The sequence below is a fragment of the Ralstonia sp. 22111 genome, assembly GCF_052045895.1.
In the GTDB taxonomy this organism is placed as follows: domain Bacteria; phylum Pseudomonadota; class Gammaproteobacteria; order Burkholderiales; family Burkholderiaceae; genus Ralstonia; species Ralstonia wenshanensis.
The window spans coordinates 510756-529212 of sequence record NZ_JBQEPR010000003.1 but is presented as its reverse complement, the minus strand read 5'-3'; the positions used below and the strand labels follow the sequence as shown (position 1 = coordinate 529212).

The window sequence follows — 18457 nt, the reverse complement described above, 5'->3', positions numbered from 1 at the left end:
ACGCCCGGCCGCGTGTTTTTCGGTCAGGCGATTCTCATCGCGGTGGCGCGCACCGCTACAATCGCGGCCTGGCATTTGTAGATGGCGTTTGAAATGGTGCTTGGCTGGTTTGGCATTTCCACCGTATGGCTGCTGCCCTTGGTTTGGCGGTATGTAACGCGCGCGCTGGCGGGGGAGCGGGATTTTCTGAAAGGCCGGGGCACCGTGCGGCTCTGGCTGGTGACGCTCGTCGCGCTGAGCGCCAGCGCCGCGCTTGAAGCCCTGACGTCTGGCGCCGACCCGCAGGACAAGGCCGGCGGTGCTGCCGGACGCGCGGTGTCGTCGCTCTTCTCGCACATGCTGGGCTGGACAGGTGCGTTCCTGCTGATGCTGGGCGTGCTGATCTGGGTGGCCCCCATGGTGTTCGGCCGATCGTGGGGCCAAGTGTTCAACCGCCGCCGCACGGCTGATGCCGAGATGTCTGCTGAGCCAGACACCCGCCACGACGAACCCGTTGACGATGGCTTGAAACCGACCGCGCTTGGTCTTGGTGGGGCAGGGGAGGCGCGTTGGAGCGGTAACACCGGCGCTGCTCAGCCGGCCGTGCGTCACCGCGGCATCGAAGCCGTTTCTGCGCGGCGCCAGCCCGCGTGGCAGCCACCCCCGCGAACGCGCCCCTCCCCGCCGCAGCCGGGCGAGATCTGGCCACTGATCGATGCAAAGAAGGGCACGCCCGCAGAGGCGCCCGCAAGCGCGAAGGCCGCGCCACCCGTCGCAATACCCACTCCGCCGCAGGCGCCCCCGGCACGCCCCAAACCGCGTGCCACCATCGTCAGCAGCCCGTTCCATCAACCGCAACTGGGTCTGCAGACGCAGACGAGGGTGTCAGCACCAGCATCCGCGGCAACTGTGACGCAGGCCACGCCGCCAAGCGAGCCCGTTGTGGTGGCAGAGCCTGCGGTGCCGGAGTTGGTGGAAGCGCAAGCCGCCGTTGCAGAAGCCCACATCGTCGACCTGGACGCCGTGCGTCAGGAGGCGGAAGCGCTCCTGGCCGAACTGCGCGGGCTGATGGCGCCCGCCGTAACGACGACGCCAGATCCGCAGATTGCCGAACCGCTAGTTGGAGCTGAAGCCGTCCCCATTCTCGAAGCACTGCCCGAGGCGGAAACGCTGCCCACCGCGCCGGTTATCGAGCCGACCGCGCAGCCGGAAGTCGCGCCTGCCTTGCCCACGTCCAAGCCGCGCATCGTGTTGCCTGCGGTGGTGGGGGAGGTGGTGTCACGTGCGGCACCGGCAATCGCCGCAGTACCCGTGGCAGCGCCCGCTTCTGCTCATGCTCCTGTGCCGGCTCCTGTTGCACCGCGCATTGTCGATTACCGCCTGCCGGGCGCCGCATTGCTGACCGCCGCATCCTCCAGCACTGAAGCGGTCTCCGCTGAACACCTGGAAGAGACCAGCAACCTGATCGCCCAACGTCTGGCGGAGTTCAAGGTGCCGGTGACGGTCGTGGGTGCCTCGGCTGGGCCGGTCATCACGCGTTTCGAGGTCGATCCGGCGATTGGCGTGCGCGGCGCGCAAGTCGTCGGGCTGATGAAGGACCTGGCGCGTGCACTCGGCGTGACGTCCATCCGCGTGGTCGAGACCATTCCCGGCAAGACGTGCATGGGCCTGGAGTTGCCCAACGCCCGCCGCGAAATGATCCGCTTGTCGGAGGTCGTGAACGCGGCGGATTTCCAGTCGCATGCGTCGCACCTCGTGCTGGCCATGGGCAAGGACATCACCGGCAATCCGGTGGTGACGGATCTCGCACGCGCCCCGCACCTGCTCGTGGCCGGCACGACCGGCTCGGGCAAGTCGGTGGCCGTGAACGCGATGATCCTGTCGATGCTGTACAAGGCCACGCCCGACGACGTGCGCATGATCATGATCGACCCGAAGATGCTGGAACTATCCGTGTACGAGGGCATTCCGCATCTGCTCGCGCCCGTCGTGACAGACATGAAACAGGCCGCACACGCGCTCAACTGGTGCGTGGGCGAGATGGAAAAGCGCTACCGCCTGATGTCTGCGCTGGGCGTGCGCAACCTGGCCGGCTACAACCAGAAGATCCGTGCGGCAGAACAGGCCGGGCGCAAGGTCCCGAATCCGTTCTCGCTGACGCCGGATGCACCCGAGCCGGTCTCGACGCTGCCGCTGATCGTGGTCGTCATCGACGAACTGGCCGACCTGATGATGGTGGCCGGCAAGAAGATCGAAGAACTGATCGCGCGCCTCGCACAGAAGGCTCGTGCCGCGGGCATCCACCTGATCCTGGCGACGCAGCGGCCATCGGTGGACGTCATCACCGGCCTGATCAAGGCGAACATTCCCACACGCGTGGCGTTCCAGGTGTCATCGAAGATCGACTCGCGCACGATTCTCGACCAGATGGGCGCCGAATCGCTGCTCGGCCAGGGTGACATGCTGTTCCTGCCGCCGGGCACGGGGTATCCGCAACGCGTGCACGGCGCGTTCGTCGCCGACGAAGAAGTGCACCGGGTGGTCGAACACTGGAAACAGTTTGGCGAGCCCGAGTACGACGAGGCCATCCTCGCCGGGGATCCGGGGGAAGCTGCTGCGAGCGGTGATTTGTTCGGTGGCGAAAGCGCAGATGCAGAAGCCGATCCGCTCTACGACGAGGCGGCGGCGTTTGTGCTCAACACGCGTCGCGCGTCGATTTCCTCCGTGCAGCGGCAACTGCGTATCGGCTACAACCGTGCCGCGCGGCTCATCGAACAGATGGAGGCGGCCGGGCTGGTGTCGCCGATGGGGCGGAATGGGCAGCGTGAGGTGCTGGCGCCGGGTGGTGGGGAGTGACCGCTGCGTGGCTACCGGCGGTTGCGACTAAGGTGCGACATATTCCAGGTACAGAACCCAATCTTCGGCGCTGACCGGGATGGCGATCGCGCGCTTTGCCGGACCAGTCGCGAGCGCGCTGATGTTGTACGCCACGCTGGCCTGAGTGGAGACGCGTCGCAACGCGTCTTTCTCCGGAGCCGACAGCCATGCGCGCAGGAACGCTTCGGGAACGGGAGTCGATTCAGAAGAGCGGGGTTGGCTTTCTATCAGCGAGGCGCCTGAGCGTGGCAACTTGATCGCGGCAACCAACGCCACATAGTCAGTGGGGCCGGGTACGCCAATGCCGGTGTTGTTCTCCGGCAGCGTGGCAAGCTCGAACCGCGACGCGGTAGGTGGTGTGCTCAGACGAACGTATTGCCGAAGCTCGGCGACGTTGGTGTTGACCGGCAGCTCGGTTCGAGTGCAGCCAAAAATAGTCGCCGCCACACAGAGTATTGCCCATCGTTGCGAGATACATCTGTGCATGCGTGCGCTTCGCGCGGCCGGTATCAACTGCATTCCGTCTGATTCACTCTTGTGTTGGCTGTGCATCAACTGCCGGGAAAACCTCAACTCTCGGCGGTGGCACTCAACGATTGCACCCACTGGCCAAGCTGCGCCTCGCCTTCCTCATCCAACTGCCCCGACAGCACGCCATACCATTGAACAATAGCCTCGCCGGGCAGATTCGCCTTGAGAATGGGCAAGCTGTTTTCCAGGAAGCTGGGGAAGAACGGGATGCCACGCGTGTACAGAAAATGCGAATCCGTGATGCGCACGTGTGCGTAGACATCGCGCAACCAATCCAGATACGGCAATGCTTCGGCCATGTGCCCGCTCTGCGTGAGCGACGAGATGAACTGCGTGCGGGCCGTGACGCTGGACATCTCGTGCGTCTGCTCATTGACCTCGTCAAACTTCATCAACCAGGCTTCGCCGCGCTTGAGTTCGCCGCACATGACGGAGGTCGTCGCCAGCTGCAGCGCGTTATGTGCGCTGGGCTCCTGTTCGAACAGCGCAAGCCAGTAAGGAAAGGCCTCGGGATAGCGGCGCATATCCGAATAGGCAAGCGCGCATAGGCGGTTGGCATCGGCGTGGCGATTCGCGTAGGGTGCCGCGGCGGCGATGGCAGCTTCGTGCCGGCCTTGCTGGTAGGCCTCCAGGGCAGGGGCGAGTTCGGGGGCGATGTCGGGCGAGGGGTCGTCGTCTTTCGGCGATGGGGGCGGGTTGGAGACGCGGTCGTTGGCGTTTCTGCCGAATAGTTTTTTCAGTAGGCCCATGGTGTTTTGTCGTTGTCTATCAGCTTAGATATGCGCTTTGTAGAGTGGAGAGCCGGCCTAGACGTCTGCATGCTGCTGGCACACGAACTTGGCGTTGAGCATGTCTGCAATCTGGCCGAATGCCGAAGTGAGCGCGTTCACGTGCTGTGCCTCAATGGCGAAGGGCAGTTCGTATCGGGCGATGCGTCCGCGATGCTCCGATGGACGATCGCTGCGTGAAGCTCGGAATTCAAATGTGATGTCATACCCGCCGCCTCCACGGGCCGGATAAATAATCGTGCATATCACCTTCCCTACAGCGCGATGCCGAAAGCGGAAGCTGTCGTTTCCGCATCTGAAGCCGACCCAAGCCTTGTCGTGCGAGCGGAATACCACGAGCACATCGTTCGGCGGCAACTGTGTCAGACCGTCTGCCAACTCGCTCGTGGAAACCATTGAGGTGCCGGCGTCGCCATTCTCTTGTTCTACGACCTCGTGTTGGGCGACCATTTTCAGCAGTAGGCCATAGATGAGTCGTGTTGCAGCTTGGCGGCCGTTTTCTTCGCCGTACACGATGAGCTGCCGAAAACGGGCTCGCGCGCCTGTCTTTTCGGGCATCGGGACGTTTGCGCTCTCTACAGCGGTCCCGGCCGGCCCTTTCTCCGGGATGGCTTTGCTTCGACGATCTAGCACGGCGTTCAACCAGATGAGGAGAGCCGTTTGCGGCACCAGCACGGCGATCATCACGGCAATCAGGGCGCCTAGCCCTGCCAGGAAGCCGTGCTTTTGTGCGACATGCGATGCGGCCTGCGCTCCGGCGTAGACGGGCAGGGCCAGATAGAGAAGCCAGAACATCGATCAGTTGCTCAGTTCCCTATGTCTTACAGCTTCGGATCGGATTGATCGCTATCCCATTGCCAGATGGTCGAACCGTAATCCGATGCAATTTCCGGCATCGGGGTCCCTTGCGAGAAGAACCGGCGAGAGCCTGATTTGGCTGGCGTTATCCAGTAGCCGTCTTTTGGGCACCCTTGTCCTGCTTCACAACGCAGGTGCAACGCACTTGCGGGCATGGCCTGGGCAGCAGGTTGCGATACGAAGTACCAGGTTGTGTCTACCGCCTCGGTCACAGGTGAGCCGGTTGTCATTGCCTCATACTTCGCAGCCATCTCATCATCGTATCCAGAAAATGGATTATTTAGCTCCAGCCCTCTTATCCGATACGCAGGCTGCATGGGTTGTCCCTCAATACAGAACGCAAGACTGAAATCGCTAGCTCCGTCCTGATGCCACTGCTTGGGAACCCATACTCCAGTCTGAGGGCATGGCGCTCCTGGGCGCACGCTGTTCGCAATGTCGATCACATAGTGCGGAAAGACGGTTGGCGCCGACATGAGCCCATATTCTTCCGCAAGCTGGATACCTTTCGCCCTATCACCCACGTGGCTGTCGTCTCGATCAAGATAGACTTGGTTTGCACCGATTGAAGTGCGATTTAACCAATGGCCACCCTTGGTTTGGTTGTTGCGCAGTGCCTCGCTTCCGATACCACAGGCATGGCCCAGTCGAGCAAACGCATTGTTCCATTGCTTGCGCTGCTCATCGGTCATCCAGCCCAGAGGTTGTTCAACGAGGCCGCGATAATCCGTGTCAGGGGCGCTCAAGAAATCAATCATCGGCAGATAGTCTCCGCCGTTCTTGATGAAACCAATACCGCGTCGAATATTCTGGGCATGCGTCAGGTAACGTGAAACCCAGTAGTCCAAGCGAGAGGCGCCATGCACCCCATGCCCAGTAATGAATGTGTTGTAGAGATTCGCGAACTCTTCACACAGACGGCCGCACAATTCGTAGTGTGAAATCGACGTGATTTGATAAAGAAACCATGCATCCTGGTCGAGGTTGCGCTCTACTTCGTAGGGTTTTAGGCTTGCTGCACTCATTGAATGTCGTCGGGTAGTGAAACGATGATGCTGTTTGCTTACCTAATCAGTGCGGGGCGCTCTTCGGGTGCGCACATGGTGGCCCGGTGGGCAGGTATCACCGCCGGGGGTACGTCCGACTGGCTTGTGGCGATTCTGCGGATGGAGATCTACGAGCCCGTCTGAGCTGGTGCGCCTGGCACGCGGCGGATGCGGGTCCAAAGCGCTGGCGCTTCGGACGTGTTTTGTTGGCCGTCGTAACCGACTAGGGCCGTCGGGGCTTCTTCTCCGGCGCACAGAAACTGAGCGCTGGATTCATCCAAGTCGGGTAGATAGATGCCTGATTCAACGATCGTCTTGCCTGTGCTGACCTGCAAAGTTGGATCCAATTCGTAGCGCGGCCAAACGGTTGGCGCATCAAACGGACCTCTGGCAGTCGCGTTGTAACCCGTGGACAAATTCGTCGCATTCCAGCCGATATGGATCGTGTGGCTAATATTGAGCGCGTATTGGTTAGCCTGATACAGAAGTTCTTCATACCGCGATGCTGCATCCGGCTGTACCTCATCAAACCAGTCCACGGAGAAATCCCGTTGTCCGCGCACATCGCCGGTTACCGCGTCTGCCGCTAGCAATGCGTCATAGTCTTGACGGGTCAATCGGATGACGCTGTCGTCCAGCATGAGTGCCGTTTGGCGGAAGTTCGGAAGTGCACGCTGTCCCCAGCCGATGTCGGGTTGTAGAGGTTGCGGCCGGCTGCGGTAGTCCGGCGGCAGCTTGGTCATGAACTGGGCAAGGCAGTCCTCCACATGGTTGACCGCCGCGTGCCACGCATCGCGCATCGCGCCGAAGTACTCGACAGAGGTGTAGCGTTCGAGCAGATAGATTTCCTGCGGATAAAGCGGCGTGCTCATTTGAAACTTCGCATCGGGTGATGGGGCGGTCGATGTCGCCGTCGATGAAAGTCAGCAGCACCTGCGTGCCAGCGCGCGGCAGGTGATTGCCAAAGGGGGGGCGACGAGCGAACAAGCCCGTTGCCGCTTTCAGGCGATAAGGCGTTTGCCGCCCGGTTACGCCCGCGCGAGCGTCCAACGAGATTTTCTTCCCTGATGCATCGGTAAGATTTCTCCGGCTTGGAGTGTGATGCTGGCATGCAGGTCATGTTCGGCCAGCCAGCGGCCCGCCTGGGGTGCTGGTTGCCCGCTCTCAGCCCAGATGAGCGGATCGGGAGTAGCAGACACAGTAGACGAAGCCTCTTCTTGTGCTGACTCTGGCTTCAGGAAGACGTAATCCCGCTCCTCGTTGGGGATGGTGCCATCCTCGTAGCGCGTATCGCGCCAAAGAAGGCGCCACGTGGTCGGTAAACCGCGTTCTTCTGCGTAGGCGGCCATGTTGGGGGCATTTGAGCCGCCGTGCAGATAGCTCATTGTGCCGACGATGGGAAACGACCCTTTGGGCTGTTCGTCGTTTCGGAACAGGCTGAACAGTTTTGGCTTGGGGGCATCGACGGGTTCCCAAATACCCGAATAGGGTGTCATCTTTCCGCTGTAGACCAGCACGTCCTCTTTGGGGGCCGGCACATCAGGCAGGGGACTCGGAAACACCATCTGATTGAGTTTCGCCCTGAGGTAATCGTTGCAGAACGTGTGGGTTTCCGCATCGAGGTAGCGAGGCTCAAGAATGTCGGGAGCGCACTCGCCCCAAGCCGCACACAGGTTCACGAATGTTTGATGAAACTGAGTCCAGCCGGGAGTATTGCTTTCATCGCGTTGCAGTGTTTCCCCGTCCTCCATGCGGAATAGCATCTTCTCCCAATACGTGGGTAGGCGATCGGCCATAGCCAGTTCGCCATTTGCATCAAACTTGAAGATGCGTTTGTCACCTTTCTTGAGACGAAGTACGGCCTCTTCGCAATGCGCTAGCCCGTTGAGGATAAGTTTGTAATCCGCAGCAGGGCCGCCCGGTTCTGTGGCTTGGCGGGCACAGTCTTCGGCCGCCTGAGCCCAAGCCTGATAGAACCCGAAGATACGGTTCCATGCGGTGTAAGAACTTATCTGCTTGAGCCAGTAAAAAATCTGCTTGCGTTCGTGCTCGGTTGGCAGCGTAACGCCGCCTTGCGTGACTTGACTCGTGCTCATGGGGTAACGACGACTTCGTGGTTGTCTTTGGAGGCTTCTTCGTGTTCAGCCACCTTGGCAGTATGCACGGTGCGGCTGCCGGGGCGCCACAGGTAACCCCAGATGCCGTTAGCATCAGTCCAACCGGTGGGCCGTATGTGGAATGTCATGCCACTGACCGGATCGGTCAGTGTCATGGGCTTTCCGCTTGCGACGACTTCCTCGCCGTGGGCCACGAGTTGTTCTGCGAGGGTCTTGTCGAGATAGAAGTAAGCCTGCGTTGCGCCACCCGGTAGGTATTGTCCGGGCAGTTTGGTGCCAGCCTGCTCCGACACGGTGCCGACAGCCGCTTTAGGCCCGACTTTGCCTTCAATTTTGCCGGTCACAAGGAAGCCGTCGCGATTGAACTCGTCGAGCACGCCGAACATTTCTCGCCACTCCCTGGCGTTTTTTGGGGCAGACCCTAGGCCCCACCATGCGCCGCCGGCCTTGCTGGGGCCGATATCTATGCCATGGGTGACACCGCCCGGCCCAAAAAGCCGGAAGATCTCCTCTCCCTGTTTTAATTCCCGATTGACGATGCGGCCGCTGTAGGCGGCGACTTGCTCCAGTTGGCCGTTTTTGTCGACACGCTTGGTAAGGTCTGGGTATTCGGGTTCGGTCTTGTAGACGTGAGCGTACTTGTCAGGGCGTCCAGCTGGAGCCTCATTCTGTTTCCAGCCCCCGCGCGCTGAACGAGTCGGTAGCGCTCCATCCTCCACCAACCGGGCCTCGTCTGCTTTCGTTGCGACACGCTCGCCGGTCGCGGCTTCATGTAGTGCAACGCGGCTGGTGGTTTCTCCCCCTGAGCGGACGTACGCCTGCAATTCGCGCAACTCTTGATCTAGTTCCTTGATGGCCTTGGGAATCATCTCACTCCCCTTGGCTTTGATTACCGCGAGGCCATTGCGCAGGGCATCAATTCGCTGGGCAAGGCTCGCCGGAATCATGGACCCCGCTTTTGCCTTGATTAGCTGTAGCGCGATGTCTAGCACATCCATCAGCGCACCAAAGCGGTCCATGATTTTTGCTTGGTATTCCGCAAACCGGAGCTTCAGCAACCACTGCTCCGCGTTCTTGACACCGATACGATTCAGGAACGCGATGATTTCCTGCGCGCCCTCCATAAGCTTTGCCGCACGCGCCGCGCCGGTCAGCAAAGAGGCTTCCTTGAACACTTTGACTAGGATCCGACCAACGCCTTTAACTACGCCGCCGACCACGGGTATCAACGCAAAGACGAGCACAACCAGCAGTATCCACTCGAAGATCTCGTCACGTTTCTTGGGGTCGTTGATCAAGCCCATGATCACAGCGATCAGATCGCGTACCGCAGTGCCATCGCCCACCAAGGGAATCATGCCGATCACGGCATCGACGAGGATTTGTGAGAAGGTCGCCTTTTCGTTGAAGGCACCTTGGACCATACCCCAAGTCCAATCGCTGACGTCGGCACAAATGGATTTGAACTTGCTTAAGCTCAGGCCACCCGGCGCCTGTGCAGTATCAGAAGAAGACATGACGTGCGGACAGAGATTGTTTAAGCGGAAGGGGTTGGCGTGTTCCTCGCCGACAAGTACTTATCGACGAGCTTGGAAAGCTTGCTGTCCGATGGGTTCGGATCGTGATTAGGCATCGGCGTCTTGTCCTTGCGCTCAAAGGCACCTGGCATGGGGCCGTAGCTGACTTGCACACTGCCAGGAGGAACGTTTTCCAACGTCGCGCGACCTTGGCTATCCAGGACGCCTTGCCGCTCCGATCCATCTGCAAATTTGGCGAAGTACTTAGCGCCAGCCAGGCCCTGACCGTCATGATATGTGTGCTCAAGCAGCACGGTTGACGGGGGTAAAGCCCCCACAGGCAACGCCGGCAACGCCGCCGCCTGCCCCCCAGGCCCCTCAAACGGATGCCCAGCCCCCTTCACCGACAGCAGCCCCGACGTCTCAAACGTCACCGCATTCCCTTCCAGCCGGATCAACGAATCCCCACCATGCAGCACGATGTTCTGCTGCGCGAGGATCTCGACCGAATCGGCCGATGAGGTGACGGTAACGGCCTTGTCGGCCAGCACGGCCAGCGCATCGGTATGCGATTGAATAGAGACCGGGCCGCCTTCGGCAATCGCGCGGATGCCGTTGCGTTGCGCGAACAGGCTCACGCCCTTTGCAGCGGCGGCGGCGATGACATTGCCTGCGGCGAGGTGCCAGTCGGCCTGTGCGGTGCCGTGCAAATGGCGCCCCGCGTAGACAGTGGTCGTGGCTTGCGAGGCGAGCGCGATGCTGGACGGCGACTCGGTCACCAGCAGCGGCTGGCCGAACTTGTCGACGGGCTGCTGTGAATCCTGGCCATTGACGTTGCTGGGGTACTTGCCGTCCTGCGCAGGGTCGAGCGCCTTGTCGATCGGCTCGAAGGCTTCGTTGGCGGCCAGCGGCAGCGCTTGCTGGCTTGCGGCAGCATCCGACAAGCGCTGTGCGGTCTTCTGCGCGGCGGTGAGCTGCCCGCGCGCTTCGTGGGCGTCGAGCAACGTGCCGACGGCTTGTGCTCGCGCCGTGGTCGAGAGCAGCAGGCCCGCGCCTGCACGCACGACGGCCCAGGCATCGGTGCGTAGCTCCGCGCCGGTGCCGCGCCAGGTGCCGCGGTCTCCGCCCGTGGCGCCGTGCGATGTGACATAGCCGAGGTTCAGTTGGCTGTTGGCGGTGGAGCTGGCCAGGCGCGTGCGCAACTGGCCGGGGTGATCGTCAACGACCCACTGGTTGTAGCCGTCGCCGCCAAGACCCTGCGAGTGCCAGCCGGACAGCGCCTGCCCAAGCGGCGCATCGGCCGGGGCCCAGGGCAGGGCGTCTTGCGTGTTGTGCAGCTGCATGGCGATCATCGGACGGTCGATGTCGCCGTCGATGAAGGTCAACAGCACTTGCGTGCCGGCGCGCGGCAGGTGATTGCCGCCCCAGTTCGGGCCGGCGCTGGCGCTGGCCACGCGCACCCATGCGGTGACCTGCGTGCGGTCGCTGCTGGACGGGTCGGAAAACGCATTGACCTCCGGCGCGCGCAGCCATGGGAAACGCACGCGCACACGATGGTCGCGGTCGGTGGTGAGCGGCGCACCGTCGTCGGCAATGACCACGGCAGCCTGACCCTCCGGCGCGGTCGGGCGGCGTCGATAGGGCGGCACGATGGGCGCCTCGGCCGGCACGGCGACGAACCGATTGCGGTAGCCGCCCGATTCGATCTCGGTGGTGGAGAGCAATCTTGCGATGTCGGCGCCGAGGTTGTTGGCGGCTTCGTGTTCCACCTGCAGCGTGACGAACTCGCTGTGCTTGCTGTCGAAATGCTGCGTGAGCGTGAAGCGCTGGCCAGCGCCCAACTGGCGCACGCTGCCTTGGCCCTCGTAGCGCAGGTACGCGCCTTCGTGTGCCTGCATGCGCAACTGCGCAGCGCGGCTGGCCTCTTGCGTATTCGAATATTGATACGAGCCCGAAGCTTCAAAGCGTTCCAGCGTGGGCAGCTCGCCGCCAGGGTCGCTGGCGCTGGCTTGGGCGCTGGTGGCGGCCAAGGCCTTGTAGTCCCACGAGGCGAGCGTCACTGCGTTGGTGCCCACGCTGTGCGCGTGCGAAAAACGCTCGATGGCGTCGTCGCTTTCGGTGGCGTCTACGCGGTGGAAGCGGATCTCCGGCTGCGGGCAGGCGGGCCGTTGCGCATCGTTGTCGAAGATGACGACAGTGTGGCGCGACTGGGCGCTGCCTTGCTGCTGCTTCTCGTCGCTTTGCTCGTGTTCAATGCGGAACGACAGGCCTTCCTCGGCCAGCAGGCGCATCACGAAGGCATAGTCGGTTTCGCGGTATTGGCAGCAGATCGAGCGCTTGGTGCACGGCTGCGTGGCCGCAACCTTGTAATGCGCGGAGGGGTATTCGCTGAAGACCTCTTCGATGATCTCCAGCGCGGTCTTGTCCTGGTAGACGAAGCAATCGCTGCGCGTGCGCAGCCGATCCAGCCACGGCACCACGCGCAGGCGGTAACGTGCGAGGCCGCCGTCGCCGCCAAGCGATGCGCAATCGGCCACATAACCGTGCCACGCGCGCCGCTTGCCGTCGGCTTGCACCAGGCGCAGCGTGACTTCCTGCGAAGCCAGCTTGGCCGTATCCAGATGCGCCGATGGGCTCAGGCAATCGATATGCAGGACGAACGAGGCCGACACCGCTTCGGTGGCGGTAAAGCGCTCCACGACGAGGTTGTCGGAAGCGAGTGCCGTCTCCAGCGTGATCTGGCGGGTCTGCTGCCCGAGCAGCGCGCCCAGGACGGCTTGTGGCACGGCGGCCGGCAGGTTGGACAAAGGCTTCATCGGAACAGCGTCGCGCTGGGGTTCGTGTTGCGGTTCAGCAGGAGGATGGGCACGCGGCCCATCGTGGCCATCACGGCAGCGAAATCGTCAGGTGCGAGAAGCGCGGCCCGAGCTTGATGACTTGCGAGTAGCCTTCCAGCGTTTCGTTGGTCTTGGTGCTTAGCGTGTGCGACAGCCCCAGGAAGCCCAGCAGCCCGATCAGCGCAAACACGGCACCAAAAATCCACAGCGGCGTTTCGCGCTTGAGCATATGCGCGACTTTGTCGGGCAGCGGCCAGTGCGGTGCAAACGCGGCGCGCTTGCCCTTGATGGCGGAAATCTCGTCGCCCAGGCGTGCGGTCAGGTAAGCCAGCTTCTCCGGCCCTTCGAGGATGTATTTACCGCGAAAGCCCAGCAGCAGGCACATGTGGAAGACCTCCAGCGCCTGCAGGCGTGGCGCACCGTGTGCACGCAACTCTTCAAGCTTGACGAAGAAGGTCTCGCCCGCGAGTTGCTCGCCAAACAGCACGAGCTGCAGCGGGCGGCGCTCCCAGGCCGGACGGATCGCAAAGTTGGACGACAGGATGGTTTCGTCCACTGCGGCACAGAACGCGTACTTGGCGTCGAACACGTCCTCTGCCGACACGTTCAGGCGCTTGGCGCCACGGTCGAAATCGTCAAGGAAGGCGCGTACGCGGTTCAGGAAATCTTCTGCGCTGGCCGGTTGCTGGGCATTGCGCAACTGGAAGAGCATGAAGAAGCCGTCGTACAGCAAATCAAGCAGCGTGCGCGCGTGTGTGTTGGATTCACGTGCATCCGCGGCAGCGGCTGCCGGTGCCGAACCGCCAAACAGTGAAGGGGTGGAGGTAGCGCTCATGAAGTCACCGCGATCAGTTCAAGTTTGAGTTCCCGGATACCGGCCGGGGCATAGATGGTGAGGGTCTGCGCCTGCAGCATGCGCTCGTACAGCATGCCGCGCGCTTCCACGGCGAAGTAGCACGCGCCCGGGCGCACCGGAATGGCAGGCGGCACCTGCGGCGTGTAGGTGAGCGGCACGCCGGGCATGGACGACAACACGAGCTTTTCCACATCGTCGGGGGCGCCGACCTTGAAGCGCGCCGGAATGGCTTCCACCAGCTCGGCTGCGGGCATGTCCGCCGACACCGACAGATAGAAGCTGGTCTGATCGTCGATCTTGCCGGAGTCGATGCGGCCGAGGTGGAACGACGGGCGCGTCTCTTCCAGCGCGATCGCAAAGTAGCGTGTGGAGATGACGGTATCGAGCAGCTCGCGCACGATCGTGTCGAGCTTGGCAAACACCGGGCCCGGATTGTCGTGGTCGTAGGCGGGCAGGTCGGCCAGCGTGTAGCTCTTGGTGAACGTCATGAGCGCGCCGGCCAGCCGCAGCATTTCCTGGAACAGGCGCTCCGGGTGCAGGTCTGGGTGGTGATACAGATGCGACAGCGCCGCAAAGGCCGCATTGGCCGTATGCAGCAGCCAGAACGACGCAATGTCGCCGGAGCGGAATTCAATGATGTTCTTGGTCGGTTCGCGGTGGAAACCGTAAAGCGCGTTGACCTTGGCCTGCAGCGCGTCCAGCAGCCGGCGCAGGCGCTGATACAGCACGGCCGAGGCGTTGATCGCCATACTGGGGGCGACAAAGTTCTCATCCAGTTCAAAGCCGCCGGTGCCGGTGCGTCGCACGCGCACCACGGGCAGCGAGATGAACTGCTCGCGCGGTTCCGTCTCGGCAATCAGCTTGACCGACTTCTTCAGATACGTGATGGCCGCGGGCTCGGCCTCTGTATACAGGTCGGCCGTTTCCTCTTCCGTGCCGACAAAGCGCGAGACCGATGCGCCTTCGATCTGCTCGCGGTAGTTGCCGCCGTTGTCTTGCAGCGGATACAGCGCGATATGGAAGGTCAGCTCCGACACGCCGGCGGGAATGGCGTCGAGCACCAGCGGCGGCGGCAGCGCATCGGCCTGCGGCGCGAAGTACAGCTCGCCGTCGGGAAAGAACAGCGACAACTCGATCACACGCAGCACGCCGCTGGCCAGCGCATCGGTATCGAAGCGTGCATGGCGGATACCCCATGCGTAAGGCTGGATGACTTGCGCAGTCGCGTGCAGGCGCGACTCGTGGTACGCGTCTTGACGCTGGAAGTGCTGCGGACGCAGGAACAGCCCTTCGCCCCAGAGAATCTTTGCGGAGTAACTCACGTTGGCCCTTGTTGTTCAGCTACCGCAAACGGCAGGGGAGAGCAGGTTGACATCGGTCAGCGGTGTGGCGCCGGCCGGCGTGGTCAGCGTGCCGGACGTGACCGTCATGGCGCAGGCGTGGAGCCCGATCACGATGCCCGACTTCTCGTTCTTCTCGGTGTTGAAGGCAAACTTCCAGCGCTGCGATGCGGGGCTGCGGAACAGCGCCACGATGCCCAGCGTGGTGGCTTCGCGCGAGACTTTCTCGGTGAAGTCGTAACGCTGGCCCGGAATCAGCGTCATCTCACGCACGTTGACGAGGTCGGCGCCCAGCGTTTGCTTCTCGCGCGCCGGGTCGATGAACGTGTCATACGGTGCCTGCAGGAAGCTGGTCGGATCCTTCAATGCATACAGGCGCACCACGATCGCCACCGGACGGCGGTCGTTTGCTGCGTTCAGGTTATTGCCGGCCGTCAGCTTGAGCGGCACTTCGCGCGGCGGCTTCTGCGCGTCGGGCAGGTTCGACGATTTGAGCCCCATCGCTTCCAGGGCGCCGTTGGCCGCACCAGCCAGCACGCTCGCGCCGGTGGAGCAGGCGGCTAACGCGGCCACGCTCGCGCTTACCAGCATCAACTTGAGCGCCCCTGCGAGACGGTGCTTCAGAGAGTGCTTCAGAAGGCTGCCGCAGCCCGGCTGCCTTGCCGCTTGCCCCCAAGCAGCATCGAATTTCATCATCTTCATGCCTGATTTCTGAATTACTTAATTCTCTTTGTTTGACTGCTGTCGCGCCTGTTCCGCTTAAGGAAACCGGTGAATTGTTTCGATTCCTTAATAAAGGAAAAACGAAGAATGTTTCCGTTTCTTAATAATCGGAGATCGTTGCCTGGTGCGGCTCTAAGGCGTTGAATACAAAGGATGTTTCGGTTCCTTAATAATCCGTTTTTGGTTGTCAACGGCAACGAGCGGAGTGTACTATTTCGCGCCAGTCGAGACCAACATTTAACTCGCCAATTCCGGCGAATTTGATTGGGTATCGACACACCGCTTTGAAACTTTGAAGAGTCTCGCCGTGGCCAAATCCTCGTCTACCTCCGTTCTTCGTTCCTTCATCGTGCTGGCTGCTGCCACCGCTCTCTTTGCGGGTTGCGCGACCAACAACCCCGGACCCCAAACCGACGAGGCCTTCGGCCAGAGCATGTCGGAGGCGGAAGCTGCGGCCAAGGGCGGCCAGCAGGACAAGGCGATTGATCTGTACCAGCAGATCGCCAAGCAGAACCCAACCCGTGACGAGCCGTGGGTGCGAATCGCGCAGATCCAGTTCGGCGCAGAGAAGTACCCGCAGGCCATCCTGGCTGCAGAGGAAGCCCTGCAACGTGACAACGCTGATCGCCAAGCCAAGAGCATCCTGGCTGTGAGCGGCCTGCGCGTGGCGCGCCGTTCGCTGCAAGAGCTGCGTGCAGACAGCGCGCTGGCCGGCGACGTCAAGACCGACGCGCAAGTGCTTGCCAAGATGCTGCGCGACACGCTGGGCGAGCAGGTCCTGTTCCCGGGCGAACAACCGGTTGTCAAGCAACCTGTGCGCCGCCCGACCCGCGTCGTTCGCCGCCCGGCTCACGCTGTTGAGCACGGCACCACTGCTGCGCCGGCAGCTGCCACCGGTGCTGCCAGCGGCAGCGCAGACCCGTTCGGCGCCCTGCGTTAAGCGCAGCGCTGGTTCGCATTCCTGGAGGAACGTGATGGCCAAGAAAGAAAGCGTACAGAAGCGTCTGCAGAAGGTGCGTCCGCCGCGTGTGCAACTGACGTATGACGTCGAAATCGGCGACGCAATCGAGACGAAGGAGCTGCCATTCGTGGTGGGCGTGGTGGCCGACCTGTCGGGCCAATCCGAAGTGCAGCAACCCAAGCTGCGCGATCGAAAGTTCGTCAACATCGACCGCGACAATTTCGACGAGGTGATGAAGGGCGTGGAGCCGCGCGCGGCGTTCCAGGTGCCGAACACGCTGACGGAAGACGGTGGCCGCTTTGGCGTCGACCTGAAGTTCCGCTCGCTGGAAGACTTCAGCCCCGAAGCCGTTGTCGAGCAGGTCGAGCCGCTGCGCAAGCTGCTCGAAGCCCGCTCCAAGCTGGCTGACCTGCGCAACAAGATGGCCGGTAACGACAAGCTGGAAGACCTGCTGTCGGAAGTGCTGAAGAACACCGAAAACGCGAAGAAGCTGGGCGCCAAGCAAAACGGGGGCGAGGATGCTTGAGAACCAATCCGCTGCGCAGGGTGCCTCGGTTGCGGAAGAGGTGAGCCTGCTGGACAGCATCGTCGAGCAAAGCCGCGTCGCCAAGTCCGACTCCGAGCGCGAGCGCGCAAAAGACATCATCGGCGAGCTGGCCAGCCAAGTGCTGAGCGGCACCGTGGTGGTGTCCGACAACCTGTCGGCCACGCTCGATGCACGTGTGGCCGAGTTGGACCGTCTGATCTCGCAGCAACTGAGCGCGATCATGCACGCGCCGGAATTCCAGAAGCTGGAATCCACCTGGCGCGGCCTGCACTATCTGGTCAAGGAAACGAGCACCGGCCAGACGATCAAGATCAAGGCGCTCAACGCGACCAAGCGCGATCTGACGAAAGACTTCAAGACCGCGATCGAGTTTGATCAGAGCGCGCTGTTCAAGAAGGTCTACGAAGAAGAATTCGGCACCTTTGGCGGTGCGCCGTTTGGCGCCCTGATCGGCGACTTTGAAGTCACGCGTCAGCCCGAAGACATGTACTTCATCGAGCAGATGGCACACGTGGCTGCGGCTTCGCATGCGCCGTTCATCGCGTCGTCGTCACCGGAGCTGCTGGGTCTGGAATCGTTTGCCGACCTGGGCAAGCCGCGCGACCTGGCCAAGGTGTTCGACACGGTCGAATACGCCAAGTGGAAGTCGTTCCGCGATTCGGAAGATTCGCGCTACGTGGGGCTGACCTTGCCGCGTTTCCTCGGCCGTCTGCCGTACAACCCGAAGGACGGCACCGTGGTCGAGAGCTTCAACTTTGTTGAAGACGTGGACGGCACCGATCACAGCAAGTACCTGTGGTGCAACGCCGCCTGGGCGTTCGGTGCACGCCTGACCGCCGCGTTTGACGACTTCGGCTGGTGCGCTGCCATCCGCGGTGTGGAGGGTGGCGGCTTGGTGGAAGACCTGCCGACGCACACCTTCAAGACCGATGACGGCGAGATCGCACTCAAGTGCCCGACGGAAATCGCCATTACCGACCGCCGCGAGAAGGAGTTGAGCGACCTCGGCTTCATCCCGCTCGTGCATTGCAAGAACACGGACTACGCCGCGTTCTTCGCAGCGCAATCGGCGCAGAAGGCGAAGAAGTACGACTCCGACAGCGCAAACGCCAATGCGGTCCTGTCTGCGCAGTTGCAGTACATCTTCTCGGTGTCGCGCGTGGCGCATTACCTGAAGGCGATGATGCGCGACAAGATCGGCAGCTTTGCCTCGGCCAAGAACGTTGAGACGTTCCTGAACCGCTGGATTTCGCAGTACGTGCTGCTGGACGACAACGCCACGCAAGAGCAGAAGGCGCAATTCCCGCTGCGCGAGGCGTCGATCCAGGTGGCGGAAGTGCCGGGCAAGCCTGGCACGTACCGCTCGGTGGCGTTCCTGCGGCCGCACTTCCAGTTGGATGAATTGTCGATCTCGCTGCGTCTGGTGGCGGATCTGCCCAAGTCGGCCAACTCGTAATTCCTGACCGGACTCTCCCCGGGG

The 18457-nt window shown here is 62.0% G+C and carries 15 protein-coding genes; 4 read left to right on the top strand and 11 right to left on the bottom strand.

The window, feature by feature from the left end:
* Positions 1-81 precede the first annotated feature (81 nt).
* Complete coding sequence (locus tag ACTJK4_RS11295) at positions 82-2835, top strand: DNA translocase FtsK 4TM domain-containing protein (RefSeq protein ID WP_440817952.1); 2754 nt, start codon at positions 82-84, stop codon at positions 2833-2835.
* Positions 2836-2862: 27 nt separating this feature from the next.
* Here the strand turns inward: ACTJK4_RS11295 and ACTJK4_RS11290 are convergent, their stop codons facing one another.
* From ACTJK4_RS11290 to tssJ, 11 genes are all read right to left on the bottom strand, one after another.
* Positions 2863-3375 carry a hypothetical protein gene (locus ACTJK4_RS11290; protein ID WP_440817951.1) on the bottom strand — a complete coding sequence of 171 codons (513 nt, stop codon included), beginning with the start codon at positions 3373-3375 and terminating at the stop codon, positions 2863-2865.
* 50 nt (positions 3376-3425) lie between these two features.
* Entirely contained in the window at positions 3426-4136 is a 711-nt protein-coding gene (locus tag ACTJK4_RS11285) for a hypothetical protein (protein ID WP_440817950.1), read from the bottom strand.
* Between the two features lie 57 nt (positions 4137-4193).
* Positions 4194-4970 (bottom strand): hypothetical protein, encoded by a 777-nt coding sequence (locus ACTJK4_RS11280; protein ID WP_433868052.1) that lies wholly within the window; start codon positions 4968-4970, stop codon positions 4194-4196.
* A 26-nt stretch (positions 4971-4996) separates the two neighbouring features.
* Positions 4997-6058: a hypothetical protein gene (locus ACTJK4_RS11275; protein ID WP_440817949.1), complete on the bottom strand. Its 1062-nt coding sequence runs from the start codon at positions 6056-6058 to the stop codon at positions 4997-4999.
* A 149-nt stretch (positions 6059-6207) separates the two neighbouring features.
* On the bottom strand, positions 6208-6951 hold the full coding sequence (locus tag ACTJK4_RS11270; protein WP_440077165.1) for a hypothetical protein: 744 nt from the start codon (positions 6949-6951) through the stop codon (positions 6208-6210).
* 156 nt (positions 6952-7107) lie between these two features.
* Complete coding sequence (locus ACTJK4_RS11265; protein ID WP_440077166.1) at positions 7108-8175, bottom strand: Imm71 family immunity protein; 1068 nt, start codon at positions 8173-8175, stop codon at positions 7108-7110.
* Positions 8172-9713 (bottom strand): hypothetical protein, encoded by a 1542-nt coding sequence (locus tag ACTJK4_RS11260; protein ID WP_440817948.1) that lies wholly within the window; start codon positions 9711-9713, stop codon positions 8172-8174. Before ACTJK4_RS11260 ends, ACTJK4_RS11265 begins: the two co-directional genes overlap by 4 nt.
* Positions 9714-9733: 20 nt before the next feature.
* Complete coding sequence (locus ACTJK4_RS11255; protein ID WP_440817947.1) at positions 9734-12529, bottom strand: type VI secretion system Vgr family protein; 2796 nt, start codon at positions 12527-12529, stop codon at positions 9734-9736.
* A gap of 70 nt (positions 12530-12599) precedes the next feature.
* A complete protein-coding gene (gene icmH / locus ACTJK4_RS11250) occupies positions 12600-13385 on the bottom strand; it encodes a type IVB secretion system protein IcmH/DotU (protein ID WP_232039397.1) in 786 nt (261 codons plus the stop codon).
* Positions 13382-14728: a type VI secretion system baseplate subunit TssK gene (gene tssK, locus ACTJK4_RS11245; protein ID WP_027678923.1), complete on the bottom strand. Its 1347-nt coding sequence runs from the start codon at positions 14726-14728 to the stop codon at positions 13382-13384. The genes icmH and tssK overlap by 4 nt, the downstream gene beginning before the upstream one ends.
* A 15-nt stretch (positions 14729-14743) precedes the next feature.
* Positions 14744-15448: a type VI secretion system lipoprotein TssJ gene (gene tssJ / locus ACTJK4_RS11240; protein WP_392397745.1), complete on the bottom strand. Its 705-nt coding sequence runs from the start codon at positions 15446-15448 to the stop codon at positions 14744-14746.
* Positions 15449-15776: 328 nt separating this feature from the next.
* Here tssJ and ACTJK4_RS11235 point away from each other — a divergent pair, with 328 nt between their 5' ends.
* The 3 genes from ACTJK4_RS11235 to tssC are packed head-to-tail and all read left to right on the top strand — an operon-like array spanning position 15777 to position 18433.
* The gene (locus ACTJK4_RS11235; protein ID WP_232039398.1) at positions 15777-16409 is read left to right on the top strand and encodes a hypothetical protein; all 633 of its coding nucleotides are present in this window, start codon (positions 15777-15779) and stop codon (positions 16407-16409) included.
* A 34-nt stretch (positions 16410-16443) separates the two neighbouring features.
* Complete coding sequence (gene tssB / locus ACTJK4_RS11230; RefSeq protein WP_009241817.1) at positions 16444-16956, top strand: type VI secretion system contractile sheath small subunit; 513 nt, start codon at positions 16444-16446, stop codon at positions 16954-16956.
* Positions 16949-18433: a type VI secretion system contractile sheath large subunit gene (tssC, locus tag ACTJK4_RS11225; RefSeq protein WP_232039399.1), complete on the top strand. Its 1485-nt coding sequence runs from the start codon at positions 16949-16951 to the stop codon at positions 18431-18433. The genes tssB and tssC overlap by 8 nt, the downstream gene beginning before the upstream one ends.
* Positions 18434-18457: the final 24 nt, after the last annotated feature.

What these genes read in the sequence shown, in the direction of transcription:
- tssB (WP_009241817.1), top strand. Translation starts at nt 16,444, where the DNA reads ATGGCCAAGAAAGAAAGCGTACAGAAGCGTCTGCAGAAGGTGCGTCCG.
- tssC (WP_232039399.1), top strand. Translation starts at nt 16,949, where the DNA reads ATGCTTGAGAACCAATCCGCTGCGCAGGGTGCCTCGGTTGCGGAAGAG.
- ACTJK4_RS11255 (WP_440817947.1), bottom strand. Translation starts at nt 12,529, where the DNA reads ATGAAGCCTTTGTCCAACCTGCCGGCCGCCGTGCCACAAGCCGTCCTG.
- ACTJK4_RS11270 (WP_440077165.1), bottom strand. Translation starts at nt 6,951, where the DNA reads ATGAGCACGCCGCTTTATCCGCAGGAAATCTATCTGCTCGAACGCTAC.
- ACTJK4_RS11265 (WP_440077166.1), bottom strand. Translation starts at nt 8,175, where the DNA reads ATGAGCACGAGTCAAGTCACGCAAGGCGGCGTTACGCTGCCAACCGAG.
- ACTJK4_RS11295 (WP_440817952.1), top strand. Translation starts at nt 82, where the DNA reads ATGGCGTTTGAAATGGTGCTTGGCTGGTTTGGCATTTCCACCGTATGG.
- ACTJK4_RS11260 (WP_440817948.1), bottom strand. Translation starts at nt 9,713, where the DNA reads ATGTCTTCTTCTGATACTGCACAGGCGCCGGGTGGCCTGAGCTTAAGC.
- ACTJK4_RS11290 (WP_440817951.1), bottom strand. Translation starts at nt 3,375, where the DNA reads ATGCAGTTGATACCGGCCGCGCGAAGCGCACGCATGCACAGATGTATC.
- ACTJK4_RS11285 (WP_440817950.1), bottom strand. Translation starts at nt 4,136, where the DNA reads ATGGGCCTACTGAAAAAACTATTCGGCAGAAACGCCAACGACCGCGTC.
- tssJ (WP_392397745.1), bottom strand. Translation starts at nt 15,448, where the DNA reads ATGAAGATGATGAAATTCGATGCTGCTTGGGGGCAAGCGGCAAGGCAG.
- ACTJK4_RS11275 (WP_440817949.1), bottom strand. Translation starts at nt 6,058, where the DNA reads ATGAGTGCAGCAAGCCTAAAACCCTACGAAGTAGAGCGCAACCTCGAC.
- ACTJK4_RS11280 (WP_433868052.1), bottom strand. Translation starts at nt 4,970, where the DNA reads ATGTTCTGGCTTCTCTATCTGGCCCTGCCCGTCTACGCCGGAGCGCAG.
- icmH (WP_232039397.1), bottom strand. Translation starts at nt 13,385, where the DNA reads ATGAGCGCTACCTCCACCCCTTCACTGTTTGGCGGTTCGGCACCGGCA.